1 pseudogene is annotated in these 1,926 nt (G+C 65.9%); it reads left to right on the top strand.

The window, feature by feature from the left end:
* Nucleotides 1–1,926: pseudogene (locus tag NMG10_RS25715) on the top strand (adhesin); the annotation flags it as partial.

The raw sequence follows: 1,926 nt of genomic DNA, 5'->3' as shown, positions 1-1,926 counted from the left end.
GCCGCCGGCAAGCTCACCCTGGCCACCACTGGCAAGGTAGACAACCAGCGCGGGTCGATCACCGCCGACGGCACCCTCGACCTGCGCAGCGCCAGCCTGTACAACCATGCCGGCGAGATCGGCGCCCAGGGGGCCATGGATATCGCCACCGGCACGCTGGACAACCGCGACAGCGGGCACGTGGTTGGCAACGACCGCCTGACCATCAAGGCCGGCCAGGTCAACAATGCAGGCAGCGATAGCCGCATCGACAGCGATGGCGCAATGAGCTTGACCGCCACCGGCTTCGACCAGCAGGCCGGGCGCCTGCTGAGCAAGACTTCGATCACCCTCGACCTGGGCCAGGGCGCATTGGTCAACCATGGCCTGATCAAGGCTCCGCTGCTGGTGCTGAACAATCTCGGCAGCGTCGACAACCAGCGCGGCGAGATAGTGAGTCCGCAAGGCTTCACGCTGGCCGCCGGTACGCTGGACAACCGCCAGGGCAAGCTGATCAGCGACCAGGATCTGACGGTCCGTATCGCCCAGGTACTGCAGAATACCAAGGGCCTGGTCTCGGCCAAGGGCCTGGACCTGCGCGCCACCCGCGTGGATAACCGCCAAGGCATTCTTGTGGGCGACACCGCCCTGAATATCGACGCCGGCACTTTGGACAACCGCCAGGGCAAGGTCTCCGGCAAAGGCCGTGGTGAGATCCAGGCTGGCACATTGCTCAACACTGCGGGTTCGCTGGTCAGCCTGGAGCAGTTGCGGATCAAGGGCGACGCACTGGACAACCGCGAGGCGGGCCTGCTCGGCAGCAACGGCGCGCTGACCCTGGACGTTGATCGCATCGACAACCGTGGTGGCGAGATCACCGGCAAGGCCGCCGTCGGCGTGACCGGCACCTCGCTGGACAACAGCGACGGCGGCCTGCTGGTCGCCGGCACCGGCATGGCCCTCGCCTTGCAGGCACTGCTCAACCGCAACAAGGCACGTATCGAGGCCCAGACCGGCCTGACCCTGACCGGCCTGACCCTGGACAACGACGGTGGCCGCCTGACCAGCCAGCGGGACATGACCCTGACCTTGACCGGCGCGGCGCTCAACCGCCTTGGCCTGATCAGTGCCGAGGGCCAATTGGTGATGGTCGCGCAAAGCCTGGACAACAGCACCGGCAAACTGGACAGTGCCGGCAGCCTGAAACTGACCACGGCAGGCGCGCTGCTCAACAAGGGTGGCGAGTTGCTGAGCGACGGTGACATCACCCTCGCCAGCGCCAGCCTGGACAACACCGACAAGGGCGTTATTGCCAGCAAGGGCGCGCTGACCATTACCACCGGCCACCTGGACAACAGCCGCCAGGGCAGTATCAGCAGCAACCGCCCCCTCGACCTGCACGCCGGCCAGCTGGACAACCGCGACGGCGGCCGCGTGGGCAGCCGCGAAGCACTCAGCGCGACGGTTACCGGCCTCGACCAGCAGGGCGGCAAGCTGTTCAGCGACACTTCGGTCCATCTCGACCTGAGCCATGGCCACCTGGACAACCGTGGCGGCCTGATCAACGCCCCGTCGCTGCTGCTGAACAACCTCAAGACCGTGGCCAACCAGGGTGGCGAGATTTCCAGCGCAAAAGCGTTCACCCTCGCTGCCGAGCAACTGGACACCAGTAACGGTCGTTTGCTCAGTGATCAGCGCCTGCTACTGCAGATCAGCCAGCGCCTGGACAACCTCAAGGGCCTGATCGGCGGCCAGTCGCTGGAGGTTCACGCTGGTGTGCTGGACAACAGCGGCGGCACCCTGACCAGCCAGAGTGGCTTGCAGGTGACCGTAGAGGGCTTGCTGAGCAACCGCGACGGTGGCCGAATCGAAGCCAAGGACGCGCTCGCACTCACCAGCAAGGGCCTGGACAACCACGACGGCAAACTGCTCGGCAGCAGCCTTGCG

The sequence above is a fragment of the Pseudomonas sp. DVZ6 genome, assembly GCF_024259445.1.
In the GTDB taxonomy this organism is placed as follows: Bacteria; Pseudomonadota; Gammaproteobacteria; order Pseudomonadales; family Pseudomonadaceae; genus Aquipseudomonas; species Aquipseudomonas peradeniyensis.
The sequence above is the reverse complement of the archived record's forward strand: the minus strand, read 5'-3'. Positions and strand labels throughout refer to the sequence as shown.